16 protein-coding genes are annotated in these 16,481 nt (G+C 67.7%); 10 read left to right on the top strand and 6 right to left on the bottom strand.

Going from position 1 to position 16,481, the window contains the following annotated elements:
- The first annotated feature begins 14 nt into the window (after positions 1 to 14).
- Both ASE39_RS10005 and ASE39_RS10000 read left to right on the top strand, forming a co-directional pair.
- Positions 15 to 623 (top strand): LysE/ArgO family amino acid transporter, encoded by a 609-nt coding sequence (locus tag ASE39_RS10005; protein ID WP_057271430.1) that lies wholly within the window; start codon positions 15 to 17, stop codon positions 621 to 623.
- 74 nt (positions 624 to 697) lie between these two features.
- Positions 698 to 2,278 carry an ABC transporter substrate-binding protein gene (locus ASE39_RS10000; protein WP_057271039.1) on the top strand — a complete coding sequence of 527 codons (1,581 nt, stop codon included), beginning with the start codon at positions 698 to 700 and terminating at the stop codon, positions 2,276 to 2,278.
- Between the two features lie 71 nt (positions 2,279 to 2,349).
- Here ASE39_RS10000 and ASE39_RS09995 read toward each other — a convergent pair whose 3' ends face one another.
- The 3 genes from ASE39_RS09995 to hpaI all read right to left on the bottom strand — a co-directional run bounded on the left by ASE39_RS09995 (position 2,350) and on the right by hpaI (position 4,923).
- Positions 2,350 to 2,973, bottom strand: coding sequence for a glutathione S-transferase family protein (locus tag ASE39_RS09995; RefSeq protein ID WP_057271038.1), 624 nt, complete (start codon positions 2,971 to 2,973; stop codon positions 2,350 to 2,352).
- Positions 2,974 to 3,048: 75 nt separating this feature from the next.
- Positions 3,049 to 4,026, bottom strand: coding sequence for a 2-dehydropantoate 2-reductase (locus tag ASE39_RS09990; RefSeq protein WP_010466972.1), 978 nt, complete (start codon positions 4,024 to 4,026; stop codon positions 3,049 to 3,051).
- Positions 4,027 to 4,092: 66 nt separating this feature from the next.
- Positions 4,093 to 4,923, bottom strand: coding sequence for a 4-hydroxy-2-oxoheptanedioate aldolase (gene hpaI, locus ASE39_RS09985; RefSeq protein ID WP_057271429.1), 831 nt, complete (start codon positions 4,921 to 4,923; stop codon positions 4,093 to 4,095).
- 116 nt (positions 4,924 to 5,039) lie between these two features.
- On the opposite strand from hpaI, the gene radA reads away from it, so the two are divergent.
- From radA to ASE39_RS09950, 7 genes are all read left to right on the top strand, one after another.
- A complete protein-coding gene (gene radA / locus ASE39_RS09980) occupies positions 5,040 to 6,416 on the top strand; it encodes a DNA repair protein RadA (RefSeq protein WP_010466975.1) in 1,377 nt (458 codons plus the stop codon).
- Positions 6,417 to 6,463: 47 nt separating this feature from the next.
- Entirely contained in the window at positions 6,464 to 6,880 is a 417-nt protein-coding gene (locus ASE39_RS09975) for a hypothetical protein (protein ID WP_057228210.1), read from the top strand.
- A 174-nt stretch (positions 6,881 to 7,054) separates the two neighbouring features.
- Positions 7,055 to 8,005: a branched-chain amino acid transaminase gene (locus ASE39_RS09970; protein ID WP_010466988.1), complete on the top strand. Its 951-nt coding sequence runs from the start codon at positions 7,055 to 7,057 to the stop codon at positions 8,003 to 8,005.
- Positions 8,006 to 8,168: 163 nt separating this feature from the next.
- Entirely contained in the window at positions 8,169 to 8,375 is a 207-nt protein-coding gene (locus ASE39_RS09965; protein ID WP_010466991.1) for a zinc-finger domain-containing protein, read from the top strand.
- Between the two features lie 3 nt (positions 8,376 to 8,378).
- Positions 8,379 to 9,194 (top strand): glycosyltransferase family 2 protein, encoded by an 816-nt coding sequence (locus tag ASE39_RS09960; protein WP_057271037.1) that lies wholly within the window; start codon positions 8,379 to 8,381, stop codon positions 9,192 to 9,194.
- On the top strand, positions 9,194 to 10,459 hold the full coding sequence (locus tag ASE39_RS09955) for an O-antigen ligase (RefSeq protein ID WP_010466995.1): 1,266 nt from the start codon (positions 9,194 to 9,196) through the stop codon (positions 10,457 to 10,459). Before ASE39_RS09960 ends, ASE39_RS09955 begins: the two co-directional genes overlap by 1 nt.
- 177 nt (positions 10,460 to 10,636) lie before the next feature.
- Positions 10,637 to 11,611 (top strand): glycosyltransferase, encoded by a 975-nt coding sequence (locus ASE39_RS09950; RefSeq protein WP_057271036.1) that lies wholly within the window; start codon positions 10,637 to 10,639, stop codon positions 11,609 to 11,611.
- Positions 11,612 to 11,788: 177 nt separating this feature from the next.
- Here the strand turns inward: ASE39_RS09950 and ASE39_RS09945 are convergent, their stop codons facing one another.
- Together ASE39_RS09945 and ASE39_RS09940 are read right to left on the bottom strand one after the other, a co-directional pair.
- Positions 11,789 to 12,949, bottom strand: coding sequence for a nitronate monooxygenase (locus ASE39_RS09945; protein ID WP_057271035.1), 1,161 nt, complete (start codon positions 12,947 to 12,949; stop codon positions 11,789 to 11,791).
- Positions 12,950 to 13,004: 55 nt separating this feature from the next.
- Entirely contained in the window at positions 13,005 to 13,874 is an 870-nt protein-coding gene (locus ASE39_RS09940; protein WP_199864263.1) for a LysR substrate-binding domain-containing protein, read from the bottom strand.
- Positions 13,875 to 14,045: 171 nt separating this feature from the next.
- Here ASE39_RS09940 and ASE39_RS09935 point away from each other — a divergent pair, with 171 nt between their 5' ends.
- The gene (locus ASE39_RS09935; RefSeq protein WP_057271427.1) at positions 14,046 to 15,224 is read left to right on the top strand and encodes a YbfB/YjiJ family MFS transporter; all 1,179 of its coding nucleotides are present in this window, start codon (positions 14,046 to 14,048) and stop codon (positions 15,222 to 15,224) included.
- On the opposite strand, the gene ASE39_RS09930 is transcribed toward ASE39_RS09935, so the two are convergent.
- Positions 15,193 to 16,455 (bottom strand): ATP-binding protein, encoded by a 1,263-nt coding sequence (locus ASE39_RS09930; RefSeq protein WP_010467011.1) that lies wholly within the window; start codon positions 16,453 to 16,455, stop codon positions 15,193 to 15,195. The two genes, ASE39_RS09935 and ASE39_RS09930, sit on opposite strands and share 32 nt — an antisense overlap.
- Positions 16,456 to 16,481: the final 26 nt, after the last annotated feature.

Here is a 16,481-nt window from a genome sequence, read left to right as displayed (position 1 = left end):
CAGAATCCACGCCCATGAGCACCCCAGCCTTTCTTCACGGATTCACTTCAACGGCCATTCTGATCATGGCCATTGGCGCGCAAAACGCCTTTGTGCTGCGCCAGGGCCTGCGGCGCGAGCATGTGCTGCCGGTGGTGCTGGTGTGCGCGCTGTCCGATGCGGCGCTGCTGCAGGCGGGGGTGTGGGGCATGGGCGGCGTGCTCCTGGCCCGGCCGGAGTGGGCGCAGTTCATGCGCTGGGCGGGAGCGCTGTTTCTGGCCGCCTATGCCGTGCAGGCCGCAAGCCGGGCCTTCCAGCCCGCCCATTTGCTGGTGTCCGCCAACGGGCCGGGCGCCAGCATGCGCAACACCGTGCTCACGGTGCTGGCGCTGACCTGGCTGAACCCCCATGTCTATCTGGACACCGTGCTGCTGCTGGGCACCATGGCCACCCCGTACCCCACCTGGGGGCGGGCCACCTTTGCCGCCGGGGGGGCGCTGGCCAGCGCCTTGTGGTTCCTGACCCTCGGGTTTGGCTCGCGATGGCTGGCGCCCATGTTTGCATCGCCCGGCGCATGGCGGGTGCTGGACGGGGTGACTGCAGCCACCATGATGATTTTGGCGGGTGTGATGGTTCTAAGCTAAGAAGGACAAGTTCGTTCCGCAAAACGGTGACTTGGGCGATAGTGGGGGACTGACTGATCTGGAGTGATTCCCCCATGCGTTTCAAGACCCTTTTGCTGGCGGCCGCCCTGGCCACCGCCCTGCCGATGGCGGCACAGGCCAAGACCTTCCGCTGGTCCCGCTCGGTGGACATTTCCACCTGGGACATCCACACCCAGAACGTGGGCGTGAACAACACCATGCACGGCGCGGTGTACGACACACTGGTCGAATACAACAGCAAGACCTTCAAGCCCGAGCCCTCGCTTGCCACCGAGTGGAAACTCATCAAGCCCACCCAGCTGCGCCTGACCTTGCGCAAGGGTGTGAAGTTCAGCGACGGCAGCGAGTTCACGGCCGACGATGCCAAGTTCTCACTGGAACGGGCCAAGGCCAAAAGCTCCAACTTTGCCGTGTACACGCAGGGCATTGACCGGGTCGAGAAGATCGACGCCTACACCATCGACATCCACTCCGACCTGCCCAACCCGGTGCTGGTGAACCAGCTCACCGAGCTGCGCATTCTGAGCAAGGCCTGGGCCGAAAAGAACAAGTCGGTCGAGCCCAAGGACATCAAGACCAAGGACGAAACCTATGCCCACCGCAACGCGCTGGGCACCGGCCCCTACCAGCTCAAGCAATGGACGCCTGACCAGCGCGTGGTGCTGGAGCCCAACCCGAACTGGTGGGGCAAGGGCAAGTACCCCACCAACCTGACCGAGATCGTCTACACCCCCATCAAGGCCGACGCCACGCGCACGGCGGCGCTGCTGTCGGGTGAGATTGACTTTGTGATCGACCCCAGCCTGCAAGACCTGGCGCGCATCAAGCAGACGCCCACCCTGCAGGTGCTCGAAGGGCCGGAGTACCGCACCATCTTTCTGGGGTTGGACCAGTTCCGCGACGAGCTGCCTGGCTCGGACGTGAAGGGCAAGAACCCGCTCAAGGACCTGCGCGTGCGCAAGGCGCTGTACCAGGCCATCGATATCCAGTCCATCCAGCGCGTGGTGCTGCGTGGCCTGGCCCAGCCCACCGGCACACTCATCGCCAACCAGGTCAACGGCTGGACCAAGAAGGCCGACGTGCGCTGGCCCTACGACCCCAAGGCCGCACAGAAGCTGCTGGCCGACGCGGGCTACCCCAACGGCTTTGAAGTGGACTTTGCCTGCAGCGCGGGCCGCTACATCAACGACGAGCAGCTGTGCCAGGCCATCACCTCACACTGGGCCAAGGTGGGCGTGAAAGCCAAGCTGCGCTCGCTGCCGTTTGCCACCTACTTCCCGATGATCCAGCGCAACGAGGCGAGCATCTACCTGCTGGGCTGGGGCGTGCCCACGTTCGATGCGTTCTACAGCCTGCAGTCGCTGGTGCGCACAACGGGCGCGGGGGGCGATGGCAACTTCAACCTGGGCCGCTTCTCTGATCCGCAGATCGACGCCCTGGTCGAGCGTGTGAAGAAGGAAACCGACACCACAACACGCAACCAGCTGATCGAGCAGGCGCTGATCAAGGAGCACGAGCTGGTGTCGCACATCCCGCTGTACAACCAGGTGATTCCGTGGGCGGCGACGAAGAAGGTGGACATCATCCACCGTGCCGACAACCGCATCGACTGGCGCTATCTCAAGGTGAATTGATCACCTGCGCCCCGCAAAAAAGCCCCGGTGCTGCCAGAGCCCGGGGCTTTTTTTGCCGCTCGCGGCAGCCTTCAGCCCAGGGCGCGCTGCACGGCGGGGCGTTGCAGCATGCGCTGGGTGTGGGCGTGCACCTTGGGAAAGAGCGCAATGTCCACACCATCGCTTGCCAGCCAGCTGGCGATGGTGAACAGGTACCCGTCGGCCACGGTGTACTGCGCGCCCATGACCCAGGGGCCGTGTTCTACAGGGGGCAGATAGTGGGTTTCAATCAGGTTGAAGCAGTCGGTCATGTTCTGCGGCACCTTGCGCTGCATGGCGGCAATCGCTTCGGGCTCGTCGGCCCAGCGGCTGGCGCGGGGGCGGTGCGCATGGGCGATGTGCACCGTGGAGGCCAGGTAGCTGTGGAACTCCTGCAGGCGCGCAAAGCCGTGGGCATCGGCGGGCGCCAAGCGCGCCTCGGGGAAACTCTGCGCCACGTAGGCCAGCAGCGCGGGTGTTTCGGTCAGGGTACCGTGGGGCGTGGCCAGCGCGGGCACGCGGCCCTTGGGGTTGACGGCGAGGTATTCGGGCGTGCGCTGCTGGCCCGCTGCAAAGTCCACGCGCACCAGTTGGTACGGGGCGCCGGCCTCTTCCAAAGCAATGCGAACGGCCTGCGCGCAGGTGCTGGGGGTGTAGTAGAGCGTGAGAGTGGTCATGGTTGATGTGCTATGAAATAAATAGCTATTGGCGCTTGATAGATAAGCGCTAGCGGCCAATTTTCTTGAAATATTTCAGTACAGGCCTCGTGTGCGTGCCATCAGGCGGGTCAGGCCCAGCAGTGCATCGGTGTGGGGTGTGGCCGTAAGGGTGATCTGCCCCAGTTCGCGCACGGCGCCCACCAGCGCGTCGATCTCCATGGGTTTGCCGGCCTCCACGTCCTGCAGCATCGAGGTCTTGAATGCACCCAGCTTGCGCGTGACGGCGTGGCGGTCCTCGGGCTGCTGGTCAATCGGCAGGCCCAGCTTTTCGCCAATGGCCTTGGCCTCCAGCATCACTGCGCTGACAAAGCCGCGCACCAGGTCGTCGTCCAGGATGCGGTCGGTGGTGGCGCCCGTCAGGGCGCTGATCGGGTTCATGGTGAGGTTGCCCCAGAGCTTGAACCAGATGTCCTTCTGAATGCAGTCGGTCACCTCCACGTCGATGCCACCGCGCTGCAGCGTGTCGGCCAGGGTCTGCAGCCGCTCGCTGCGGCTGCCATCGGGCTCGCCCACGATGAGGCGGTTGCCAAAATGCTGGCGCACAAAACCAGGCGATTCCAGCGAGCAGCTGGTGTGCACCACGCTGCCCACGACGTTGCGCGCCGGGATGGCTTTGGCAATCACGCCGCCTGCATCCACCGACTGCAGGGCATGGCCCTGCGCCGCGCCGCCAAAACCGTCAAGGAACCACCACGGCACGCCATTCATGGCCGTGAGCACGATGGTGCCCGGCCCGATGAGCGGTGCCATGGCGCGCGCCACATCGGGCAGGCCCGGCGCCTTGACTGCGACCACCACCAGGTCCTGCACGCCCAGCGCCGCCGGGTCGTCGTGTGCGGTGACCGCCGCCTGTGCCAGCGTGCCATCGGCGCGCCGCATGCGCAGCCCGTCGGCCTGCAGGGCGCGCAGCGTGTCGCCCCGCGCCACCATGCTGACCGGGTTGCCCGCCTGGGCCAAAGCCATGGCAATCCAGCCACCGATGGCGCCCGCGCCGTAAATACATGCTTTCATGGTTGTAGAGCCTTTGTCTTCCAGGGAGTGTGGTTCTGAATGGTTGCGTTTGGCTTCGTGCGGGCTTCAGTAGCCTGCCGGGCGCGCTGATGTGCCCACGGCACCGGCGCGAAAACGCCCGAGCAAATCCTGGGCGGCACTGGCCAGCAGCATGGTATCCACCCCCACAGCCACAAACAGGGCACCCGCCGCCAGCCACTGGCGCGCCTGCGATTCGGTGGTGGCCAGAATGCCCGGCGCCTTGCCCGCGCGCAGGATGCGGGCGATGCCATCGTGGATGGCGGCCTGCACGTCGGGGTGCCCGGCATTGCCGGGGTGCCCCATGGAGGCTGACAGGTCGGCCGGGCCGATGAACACGCCGTCCACGCCCGGGGTGGCGGCAATCGCATCCAGATTCCCCATCGCTTCCACCGTTTCGGCCTGGACCAGCAGGCAGACCTGCTGGTTGGCCTCGTGCACATACCGGGGGTAGGCCTGCCAGCGCGACGAGCGGGCCAGGGCGCTGCCCATGCCGCGCACGCCTTCGGGCGCATAGCGCGTGGCGCGCACCAGCTGCTGCGCCTGCTCAGCGGTGTCCACCATGGGCACGAGCAGGGTTTGTGCGCCGATGTCCAGGTACTGTTTGATGAGTGCGGTATCGCCCACGGGCACGCGGGCAATGGGGTGGGGCGCCTGCGCGCCCGGGGGCAGGGCGCTGCTGGCGCTGGCAATGGCTTGCAGCTGGTGCAGGATGGAGCGCACATCGTTGGGCGCATGTTCGCCATCGACCAGCAGCCAGTCGTAGCCGGTGCCCGCGAGGATTTCTGCGCTGTAGGCGTCGGCCAGCCCTAGCCAGAGGCCGATTTGCGCTTGGCCCTGGGCCATGGCCTGTTTGAAGGGGTTGTTGGGTGTCTGCAATGTGAGCTCCATGCGGCGGTGCCAAGCCCGCCATCGTACGGGCTGTGGCCCGCGCGTGTTGGCACGGCCGCTATAGTCGGCTGCCCCCACCTCGGGGCTCCTTACCGATACCTGCCATGGCCAAAGAAAAAACGACGTTCACCTGCACCGAGTGCGGCGGCACCAGCCCGCGCTGGCTGGGCAAATGCCCGGCCTGCGGCGCCTGGAACACGCTGATCGAATCGGTGGCCGAGGCCGGGCCAGGCAAGAACCGCTACAGCGGATCGCAGTTTGCGGGCCTGGCCCAGGCGCAGGCGGTGATGCCCCTGTCGGCCATCGAGGCCAGCGATGTGGAGCGCACACCGAGTGGCATCGACGAACTGGACCGGGTGCTGGGCGGCGGCATTGTGGAAGGAGGCGTGGTGCTCATCGGCGGCGACCCGGGCATCGGCAAATCCACGCTGCTGCTGCAGGCGCTCGATGCCCTGCAGCGCGCCGGGCTGCCCACGCTGTATGTGACCGGCGAGGAAAGCGGCGCCCAGGTGGCGTTGCGCTCGCGCCGCCTGGGGCTGGACCACAGCCAGGTCAACGTGCTGGCCGAGATCCAGCTCGAGAAAATCCTGGCCACCATCGAGTCCATGCAGCCTGCGGTGGCCGTGATCGACTCCATCCAGACGGTGTATTCCGACCAGCTCACGTCCGCACCCGGCTCGGTGGCCCAGGTGCGCGAATGTGCGGCGCACCTCACACGTTGCGCCAAGTCTTCGGGCGTGGCCATCGTGCTGGTGGGGCATGTGACGAAGGAAGGCGCCCTGGCCGGGCCGCGCGTGCTGGAGCACATGGTGGACACGGTGCTGTACTTCGAGGGCGACACGCACAGCCAGTTCCGACTGGTGCGGGCCATCAAGAACCGCTTTGGCGCGGTCAACGAGATCGGCGTATTCGCCATGACCGAGAAGGGCCTCAAGGGCGTGAGCAACCCCAGCGCCATCTTCCTGAGCCAGCACAGCGAGCCCGTGCCGGGCAGCTGCGTGATGGTCACCCTGGAAGGCACTCGCCCGCTGCTGGTGGAGATCCAGGCCCTGGTGGACAGCGGCGGCCCCAGCCCGCGGCGCCTGTCGGTGGGCCTGGACAAGGACCGCCTGGCCATGCTGCTGGCCGTGCTGCACCGCCACGCGGGGGTGGCGTGTATGGACCAGGATGTGTTTGTGAATGCGGTGGGGGGCGTGCGCATCAGCGAGCCAGCGGCCGACCTGGCGGTGATGTTGTCCATTACCTCCAGCCTGCGGGGCAAGGCGCTGCCGCGGGGTTTCCTGGCCTTTGGCGAAGTGGGCCTGGCCGGCGAGGTGCGGCCCGCACCGCGCGGGCAGGAGCGCCTGAAGGAAGCCGCCAAGCTGGGCTTCAGCGTGGCCGTGGTGCCCAAGGCCAACGCGCCCAAGAAGCCCATCGAAGGTCTCACCATCCACGCCGTAGAGCGGGTGGAAGAGGCCATGAACGTGGTGCGGGGGCTGTAAGCAATCCCCACAGCGTGGTGTGTGCTCCGCCGTAAGACAATCGACCCATGAATTTGCGCAATATCTTGGTGCCCCTGGGCGCCGTGGGCCTGATCGGGTTTGGTTTCTACGCCTATGGCTGGGCCGGTGTGGCCGCCGTGGGCGGAGGGCTGGTCATGTGGGCCCTGCTGCATTTCACGCGGCTGGTGAATGTGATGAAGAAGGCCGCCAAGCGCCCCATCGGCTATGTGGGCAGCGCGGTCATGCTCAATGCGCGACTGGCCGAGGGCGTGAACCTGATGCATGTGGTGGCAATGACGCAGGCGCTGGGCGAGCTGCTGTCGCCAGAGGGCGCCGACCCCGAGATGTACCGCTGGACGGACGGCACCCAGTCGCACGTGACCTGTGAGTTCCGTCACGGCAAATTGGTGAAATGGACGCTGGTGCGGCCCGATACCAGTGCACCCGCCACACCGCAGGACTAGCCGCCGAAGGAGGCACTGGCGCAGCCGGGCCTGGAATGTCTGTGTGCCGTGGGGCGCCACAATCGCCGTCGGCGGGGTGCGATTTGCTGCACTGCACCCTTTTGCACGGATTCCGTGCATGCGGCGGCCCCGTAAAATCCCTGTTTTGCGACCCACAGCAACCAAAGGATTCCCATGAGCCCCGTAGTTCCCTCGATGGCCGACCGTGACGGCAAGATCTGGATGGACGGCCAGATGGTCGACTGGCGCGACGCCAAGATCCATGTGCTGACCCACACCCTGCACTACGGCTGCGGCGCCTTCGAAGGCGTGCGCGCCTACAACACGGCGGACGGCACGGCGATCTTCCGCCTTGAAGAACACACCGAACGCCTGTTCAACAGCGCCAAGATCCTGCGCATGAAGATCCCGTTCACCAAGGAAGAGGTGAACGAGGCCCAAAAGGCCGTGGTGCGCGAGAACAAGCTCGAATCGTGCTATCTGCGCCCATTGACCTGGATCGGCTCGCAAAAGCTGGGCGTTTCCCCCAAGGGCAACCAGATCCACCTGATGGTGGCCGCCTGGGCCTGGGGAGCCTATCTGGGTGAAGAGGGCATGAAGCGCGGCATCCGCGTCAAGACCAGCAGCTACACCCGCCACCACGTCAACATCACCATGACGCAGGCCAAGGCGGTGAGCAACTACACCAACTCCATCCTGGCCAACATGGAAGCGCTGGACGACGGCTACGACGAAGCCCTGCTGCTCGACAGCTCGGGTTTTGTGTCCGAAGGCGCCGGCGAAAACATCTTTGTCATCAAGAATGGCGTGATCTACACGCCCGACCTCTCGGCCGGCGCCCTGAACGGCATCACCCGCAACACCGTGTTCCACATTGCCAAGGACCTGGGCCTGGAAATTGTGCAAAAGCGCATCACGCGCGACGAGGTGTACATCGCCGATGAGGCCTTCTTCACCGGCACGGCGGCCGAAGTGACGCCGATTCGCGAACTCGACCGCATCGAACTGGGTAAAGAGGGCTATGTGGGCTCGCGCGGCCCGATCACCGAAAAAATCCAGAGCGCCTTCTTCGACATCGTGGGTGGCCGCAATCCGAAATACGCCCACTGGCTCGCGAAAGTCTGACCAACCCCCTGAGCGGCCGCGCCGCATCCCCTTTCTTTCGGCTTTGCCGGGCAGGGGGACGGCGCAACCGCTACAGGGCGGCCCTTGCGCTGCGTCTGCGGGCGTGTGCCGCACCGATTTCAGCATCGCCCCCCGCGCGATGCACTATGGAGAACTGATACCTATGTCGCAAGCTGCCGTTGAATTGCTGGCCAAAGACCTGAACGCCCAGGGTGGTGTTTTCTGCCCGAGCCCCAAGGCCGAGATGAAGCTGTGGAACAGCCACCCCAAGGTCTACCTGGATGTGGCCCGCACGGGCGAAGCCAAGTGCCCGTATTGCGGGACGGTGTACCGCCTGAAGGCGGGCGAACACGTACACGCTGGCCACTGATTGATGCCAGTTGCAACCGGCGGCGCATCGGTGTCGCCCACGTTGACCGTTGCGGTGCTGACCCACAACGAGGCACACCGCGTTGAAGCCTGCCTGAAGAGCGCCGCGTTTGCCGACCAGTTGCTGGTGGTGGACAGTGGCAGCACGGACGACACGGTGGCCATCGCCACGCGCCTGGGCGCCGAGGTCCATAGCCACCCCGACTGGCAGGGTTTTGCTGTGCAGCGCAACCGGTTGCTGGCGCATGCACGTGGCGACTATGTGTTCTTCCTGGATGCCGACGAAGTGATGACGCCTGCGTTTGCCCAGGAGCTGCAAGCCATCGTCCGCTCGGGCGAGCAGGCGGTGTGGACCATTCGCTGGCGCATGGTGGCTTATGGGCACGAGCTCACGTATTTCCGCTCCCAATCTCAGATCGAACGCCTGTTTGTGCGCGCGCTCGTCCGGGAATTTACCGGCGTGGTGCACGAGCAGGCCCAGCTGCATGCCTTGCCCGGCGGCGCAGAAGTGCCGCGTCGCCTCATCAAGGCGCGGCTGCTGCACTACTCCCGCACCACGGTGCGCGGCAGCCTGGAAAAGCTCACCCAGTACGTGATGCTGGGTGCCGCCAAGCGTGCCGAGAAGGGCCAGCGCGGCGGGGTGCTGCGCGGCCTGGCGTCGGGGTTGTCGATGTTTCTGCGGCTGTATGTGTTTCGCCTGGGCTTTCTGTGTGGTGGTGCGGGATTCCTGTACTGCCTGTTTGTGGCGCTGGAGGGTTTCTTTCGTTATGCCGCCCTGCACTACGACCGCGACAGCCTGACGGGGCGGGTGATTCGGTGATGACGTCTCAGCAGGACACCCGGCGCTGGTTTTCTCGCAGCGCCAGTGTGGGTGCGTTCATGGTTCCGGGGCTGGCGCTGTGGCTGCCCTCGGGCTATTCCTACGGTGCCGTCCTGCTGCTGCTGGCCACCCTGGCCAGTGCGCCGCTGTGGTTGCGCCGCCCGGCACCGCGTGCCGCCTGGTGGCTGACGGCGGCTTTTTCATGCATGGCCGCGCTGTGGATGCTGGATGTGGGCGCCACCTGGGGCTGGGGCAGCATGGACCGCCCGATCAAATACCTGCTCGCCTTGCCCTGCATCTTCTTTTTGATGACGTTCGAGCCCCGCGCCGCCTGGCTGTGGATGGGCGTGGCGGTGGGCGCGGTGGGCAGTGGGTTGGTAGCGCTGTACCAGACCTACGTGATGGCATTGCCCCGCGCGAGTGGTTTTACCAATGCGATCCAGTATGGCAACCTGAGCATGCTGTTGGCCGTCATGAGTGGCCTGCTGCTGGTGGTGCAGTGGAAGCGCTGGCTGCTGTGGCAGCGCCTGCTGCTGGCCAGTGCCATCCTGCTGGGCGCCACAGGGTCGGTGCTGTCCCAGTCGCGTGGGGGCTGGCTGGCCCTGGTGCTGCTGCTGCCGGTCAGCGCGTGGCTGCTGGTGCGCACCACGGGGCAGCGCCGCGTGTACTGGGGCCTGTGTGCGCTGGCGCTGGCCGCAGCTGCGCTGTCGCAGGTGCCCGCAGTGGAGCAGCGGGTGGACGAGGCGCGCCAGGAAGTGCAGACCTACCAGAACCACGGCGATGGCCGCAGCTCGGTGGGCCAGCGGCTGGCGCACTGGCGCCTGGCATGGCAGATGGGCTGGGACCGGCCCTTCACTGGCTGGGGCCGGGCAGGGTATACCGAGGAAAAGGCACGGCGCGTGGCGGCCGGGCTGGCGCACCCGGTGGTGCTTGAATTTGGCCATGCGCACAACGAAATCCTGGACCTGTTTGCCAAGCGGGGGCTGCCCGGTGTGCTGCTGCTGATGGCTTTCTACGGCATACCGCTGGCGATGTTCTGGCCCACGGCCTGGCGCATCCGCGATGGGTCTGGAAAGATGGACAAGGAGTCGCTTTCATTGTGCCTGGTGGGTGTGATGGTTCCCCTGTCGTACATCGGCTTCGGTCTCACGCAGGTCTTCCTGGCCCACAACAGCGGCAACATGTTCTACCTCTTCATGTGCCCCCTGGTGCTGGCAGCCCTGCATGAGCGGCGCACGCGCATGGGCTGTCCCCGCCCACTGTGAAATGAAGCACCCTCTGAGTCGCTTCGCGCCTTCCCCCTCTCACGCTGCGCGGGAGGAGGACGCCACCGGTGGCCTGGCAAAGCCAGTGCCACGGTGGCACTGGCTTGCGCCGCGCCAGTTTCAACCGTTGCGGCCGGTGCCCAGCGCCATGGACTCCTGAGACGAGAGGCATTCTTCATGCATATCCTGCTGGTCAACAACTCTCCCATCCCGGTCTACGGCTATGGCGGTACCGAACGCGTGATCTGGGACCTGGGCAAGACCCTGGTCCAGCAAGGCCACCGGGTGAGCTACCTGGTGCCCGAGGGCTCGACCTGCGACTTCGGCGACGTGCTGCCCATCCGCCCCGACGAGCCGTGGGAGGGGCAGATCCCGAAGGGCGTGGACATCACGCATTTCCAGTTCAACCCCCGCACCGAGCTGGCCAAGCCGTACCTGGTGACCGAGCACGGCAACGCGCGCAAGCCTAAGCCGCTGCCGCTGAACACCGTGTTCCTCTCGCGCGACCACGCTGCGCGGTACGGCTCTACCGAGTTCGTCTACAACGGCCTGGACTGGAGCGGCTACGGCCCGGTGGACTTTGGCCTGCCGCGTCCGCGCTACCACTTCCTGGGCAAGGCGGCCTGGGGTGTGAAGAACGTGCGCGGCGCGATCAAGGTGGCACTGCGCGCGGGTGTGGAGCTCGATGTGCTGGGCGGCACGCGCATCAACTTCAAGCGGGGCTTTCGCTGGACGCTGTCGCGCAAGATTCATTTCCACGGCATGGTGGGCGGCACGCAGAAGACCGGGCTGCTCAACGCATCGCGCGGGCTCATCTTTCCGGTGCGCTGGCACGAGCCCTTCGGCCTGGCGGTGATCGAGAGCCTGTACTTCGGGTGCCCGGTGTTCTCCACGCCGTACGGCGCGCTGCCCGAGCTGGTGCCGCTGCACTGCGGCGTGCTGTCGGCCGAGGCGAACGTGCTGGCCGAGGCGGTGCGCAACAACCGCTTCGACGCCCGGGCCTGCCACCAGCACGTGGTCGACCACTTTGGCGCCGAGCGCATGGCGCGCAATTACCTGCGGATGTACGAGCGCGTGCTGGCCGGTGAAAAGATCAACGCCCAGCCCCCTGTCATCCTGGGGCCTGCACGCGAACTGCCCTGGAGGCAGTGAAGCCCCCTGAGGCGCTGCGCGCCTTCCCCCGGAGGGGGACGCACCCAGTGGCCCGGCAAAGCCGGTTCCGCGGGTGCACTGGCGTTAGGGGCGCGCCGGTATTGGGGGCTCGCTTGGAAACAAAAATGGCAGATACCGCTTGTCTATCAAGCGGTATCTGCTATCAATCGAATAGCTTTACTGTGCGGTGAGTTGTGCCGCCATTCCGGCCAGCGTAGCCCGCCATTCCGCTTCCAGTGCGGCCACCAGCGCTGCGGCGGGCATGGGGCGCACCCCGGCCACACCCTGGCCGGCCCACAGCGAGAGGTGGTCGGCGCGGCCTGCCTCGGCGCTGGCGCGGCGCAGGGCACCGGTGAGGGCGTTCTGCACGGGGTAGGCCGGCACGTCGGTCTCGTGGGCGTGCAGCTTCTGCAGCATGGGGTTGACGATGCCGCGCGCCGGGCGGCCCGAGAAGATGCGGGTGGTGCGCGTGTCGGTGGCGATGGCGTTCACCATGGCGTCGCGGTAGGCGCGGCCGATGCCGGACTCGTCGCAGGCGAGGAAGGCGGTGCCCATCTGTACCGCCTCGGCCCCCAGCGCCTGCGCCGCGGCGATGCCGCGGCCATCCATGATGCTGCCGGCCGCGATCACGGGCACGCCGCGGGGGCGCAGCGCATCGACGCACTGCGGCACCAGCGCCATCACGCCCACCATCGATGCGGCGAAGTCGGCCTGCGAGGGCGCTCCTGCACGCACGGCGGAGTCCGCGGGCGCCAGCCCTTCGGCCTGCGCGCGGCCCGTGGGCAAAAAGGTGCCGCGGTGGCCGCCGGCTTCCATGCCCGATGCGCAGACCGCGTCGGCCCCCACGTCGGCCCAGGCCAGCGCTTCGGCGACCGTCGTGGCGGTGCCGATCACGTAGCAGCCTGCGCTGTGCAGGCGCTCGACCTGCGCGGCCGTGAGGATGCCGAAGGTGAAGCTGGCCACCGCGGGCCGTGCCTCGACCATCGCATCGAACTGCGCATGGAAGTCCTCGCACCAGCGCGCAGGCACGGCGGCCTGCAGGCCGAACTCGGCGTACAGCGGCGCCACGCGCGCCAGTGCCTGGTCGACGGTGGCGGCATCGGGCGCGGGTGTGTCCTGCACGAAGAGGTTGAGGCCGAAGGGCCGATCCGTGCGGCGGCGCACCTCGGCGGCGGCCTCGGCCATGGCCGCCGGCGAGCGCATGCCGCAGCCCAGTGTGCCCAGCCCGCCCGCCGCGGACACGGCCGCTGCCAGGGCCGGCGTGTCGGCGCCGGTCATGGGCCCCTGCACGATGGGCAGGCGAAGGGAGAGGGCGGTGCGCAGGCTGCGGTCGGGCATGGTGACGTTCCGTGAAAGAAAGAAGGAAATAAAGGAGGAAACGAGCTGAAGGCGGTCACTCGACCAGCACCTGCTGCAGCGCATCGAGCGCGGCCGAGCGGTAGCCCTGGCGCCAGGCCAGCAAGGTGGTGATGGTGGTGATCGGCTGCTGGCTCAGCAATGCCGCGTGGGGCGAGATGCTGAGCACCGAGCGCGGCACGATGCCCGCGCAGCCGCCGCCCGCCACACTGGCCAGGATGGCGTGGTACGAGCCCAGCTCCAGCAACTGCATCGGCTGCCGCCGCGGCGCAAACCACTCCTGCGCGATGCGGCGGTAGGTGCAGCCGGGCTCGAACACCGCCAGCGTGCCGGGCTGCACCTGGTCGGGGCCGGCGGCGGGCGGGTGTCCGGCGGGCAGGACCAGCAGCAGCTCTTCAGTGAACACCGGCCGGGTTTCCAGGGCCGGGTCTGCGGGCTGGCCTGGCGGCCAGGCCACCAGCACCGCGTCGAGCGCGTGCGCGCGCAGGCGCTCCACCAGCACGCGGGTCGCGGCGGTCGTCAGCTCCAGCGCCACGCCGGGCCATCGGCTGTGCAGCCGCGCCAGCGGCGCGGGCAGGCGGCTGGCGGCCGTGCTTTCCATCGACCCCAGGCGCAGGCGCCCGGCGGGCGGGCCGGGTTGCAGCGCCTGCCGCGCCTCCTCGGCCAGCGCGAGCAGCCGGTCGGCATAGCCCAGCAGCACCTGGCCCTCGGGCGTGAGCGCCATGCGCTTGCCCTCGCGCAGGAAGAGCGGCGTGCCCAGGTCGGCCTCCAGCTGGCGCACCCGCGTCGTCACGTTGGACTGCACACGCGACAGCCGCTCGGCCGCGCGCGTGACGCTGCCCTCTGCCGCCACGGTGCGGAAGATGTCGAGGGTGGCGAGGTCCAGAAGGGGCGGGGCTTTGTCCATCTTTAAAAAGTATGAATCACAAAAATTCAATCTCTTGTTAAGATGATAAACACCCTCCACCGCCGTGGCAACCCTCCACCACCCTGCACCGTGACCCAGGCGTCTTTTTCTCCCTCCGCCGATCATCCGCACACCGACGGCGCCGCAGCGCTGCGCGTGGCCCTGGCCGGCATGGCCGCACTGGCCGCGGCCATGGGCATCGGCCGCTTCGCCTTCACCCCGCTCTTGCCCATGATGCTGCACGACGGCGTGGTGGACATCGCCGCCGGCAGCTGGCTGGCCACGGCCAACTACGCCGGCTACCTGGCGGGGGCGCTCTTGTACATGGCGTTGCCCTGGCTGGGCCGGCGCGTGGGCGCGGTGCCCGGCAATGCGGCCCTAGTGCGTGGCGGGCTGGTTGCCACGGTGCTGCTCACAGGGCTGCTGGCCCTGCCGTGGCCGGTGTCTTGGCCGCTGCTGCGCCTGCTGGCGGGCGTGGCCAGCGCGCTGGTTTTTCTGGGCACGGCCAACTGGTGCATGGGGCGGTTGGCGCACCTGGGGCGCCCGGCCTGGGGTGGGTTGATCTTCTGCGGGCCGGGGCTGGGTATTGTCATCACCGGTTTGCTGACCAGCGCCATGGTGGCGGCGGGCTGGAGCGCTGCCACGGGCTGGGCGGCCTTTGCGGTGCTGGCGGCGGTGCTGTGCACGGGTGCATGGCGCGTCTTTCACGATGGCGATGCGTCAGCCACCGGTACATCCGGCGCCGCCGCCACCGGGTTGTCCATGCCCCCACCGCGCCCTGCAGCCGAGCGGTCGCTGCTGGCCGCCGCGTATGGCCTTGCCGGCCTGGGCTACATCGTCACCGCCACGTTCCTGCCGGTCATCGCGCGCGCCGCCTTGCCAGCGGGGTCGGTGTGGCCTGATCTGTTCTGGCCGATCTTTGGTGCGGGCGTGGCGCTGGGCGCGCTGCTCTCCACGCGCATCAGCCCCGGGCGGGACCGGCGCCTGCTGCTGGCCGTGGCCTATGTGCTGCAGGCCGGCGGTGTGGCACTGGGCGTGTTGTGGCCCGGGCCTGCGGGCTTTGCGCTCGGCAGTCTGCTCCTGGGCCTGCCCTTCACAGCCATCACGTTCTTTGCGCTGCAGGAGGCCCGCCACCAGTGGCCGCAAGCGGGCGCAGGTTTCACGGGCTTGATGACCGCGCTGTATGGCATCGGCCAGATCGTGGGGCCGCCCATGGCGGCTGCGCTGCTGGCGCGCGCGGGCTCTCAGGCGCAGGGGTTCGATTGGGCGCTCGCCGTGGCGGGCTCGATGCTGGTGATGGGGGCGGTGATTTATGGCTTCATGGCGTGGCGCTGGCGCCAGCCGTGCTGACCGGCAACCGCAGCACGAAGCAGGCGCCGCCGCCCTCGCGGTCTTCGCAGTGCACGGTGCCGTTGTGGCGCCCCGCAATGGACCGCACCAGTGCCAGCCCCAGGCCCACGCCCCCGGCGCGTTCGCTGGCGCCGGGCAGCCGATAGAAGGGCTCGAAGATGCGTTCGCGGTGGGTCACAGGCACGCCCGGCCCCCGGTCGCTCACGCGCACTTCGGCATGGCCCTGGCGGCGGAGCACCGCCACGGTGATGTCACCCGTGCTGTAGCGGCGTGCATTCTCCAGCAGGTTGCGGATGGCGCGGCGCAGCAGCTTGGAGACGCCGCGCACATCCACTGAATCCGAACTCACATCCAGGTCGGCATCCACGCGCGCGCATTCCTCGGCGGCCAGGCCAATCAGGTCGACCAGCTCCACGGTGCCCACATCGGCCTCGCGCGCATCCAGGCGGCTGGCCAGCAGGATTTCGTCCACCAGCTGGTCCAGCTCGGCGATGTTGCGCAGGATCTCCTCACGGAAGGCGGGCGAGGGCTGCTGCCCACCCATCAGCTCCATGCCCATGCGGATGCGGGTGAGCGGCGAGCGCAGTTCGTGCGAGGCGTTGGCCAGCAGGGATTTGTGCGACTTGACCAGCGTTTCCACGCGCGCCGCGGCGGCGTTGAACTGGCGCGCGAGGTCGGCCACCTCGTCCTGCCCCTGCTCGGGCACACGCACCGACAAGTCGCCCTCGCCAAACTTCTGCACGCTGCGCTGCAGCGCTTCCAGCCGCAGCGTGAGGCGCCGGATGATGGGGTACACGCCCACGGCCACGGCCAGGCCCACGATGCCTAGGAGCCACAGGAAGCCAAACGGCGGGCGGGTCCAGAACGCGGCGTCGCCCTGGTTGGGGCCCCCGCCTCCCGGCCGGCCGCCGCCTCGGTCACCCCGGGGCTGGCGGGGCGCCATCTGGAGCGTGAAGGACTGGCCCGTGTCGGACTCAATATGGAACTCGGCCCCTTCGCCGGGTTCCGTGGGCTGGCGTGTGGCCAGGCCCTTCAGCACCAGGTTGCCCGTGGGGTCGCGCAGCACCATCTCGCGCGAGGGCGGCACAAACGGCTGCGTGGTCTGTGCCTTCTGCTCCTCGGCCATGCGCCAGGCCCAGCCTACGGTCAGCGTGAGCACCGCGATGCCGCCGACCACGGCGAGCCAGATGCGCAGGTACAGGCGGCGGGAAAAGGGGGTGGAGAGGGACATTCAGCAAAGCGGGGGTGCGCGCCGTG

Source organism: Acidovorax sp. Root267 (assembly GCF_001429215.1).
In the GTDB taxonomy this organism is placed as follows: domain Bacteria; phylum Pseudomonadota; class Gammaproteobacteria; order Burkholderiales; family Burkholderiaceae_C; genus Acidovorax; species Acidovorax radicis.
Note: the sequence above shows the minus strand (reverse complement) of the source record. Positions and strands in the feature narration are given on the sequence as shown.